Source organism: Streptomyces flavochromogenes, assembly GCF_000717595.1.
Lineage (GTDB): Bacteria > Actinomycetota > Actinomycetes > Streptomycetales > Streptomycetaceae > Streptomyces > Streptomyces flavochromogenes.
In genome coordinates this window covers 1-202 of the sequence record NZ_JNZO01000163.1, presented here as the reverse complement: position 1 = coordinate 202, position 202 = coordinate 1, and the positions used below count along the sequence as shown (strand labels likewise).

Sequence of the window (202 nt, the reverse complement as noted above, 5' to 3'; positions counted from 1 at the left end):
GAGGGCCTCGCGGACCTCCTCGGGCTGGTACGGCTGGGCGCCGTCGAAGCCGTTGAGGGCGATGACGAACGGCAGGCCGCTGTTCTCGAAGTAGTCGACGGCCGGGAAGCAGTCGGCGAGGCGGCGGGTGTCGACGAGGACGACGGCGCCGATGGCGCCGCGGACCAGGTCGTCCCACATGAACCAGAAGCGGTCCTGACCG

The 202-nt window shown here is 70.8% G+C and carries 1 protein-coding gene; it reads right to left on the bottom strand.

What is annotated here, in order from left to right; all coding sequences use genetic code 11:
- On the bottom strand, positions 1 to 202 hold a 202-nt coding region (locus IF00_RS0140740; RefSeq protein ID WP_030327234.1), incomplete at both ends, for an ATP/GTP-binding protein.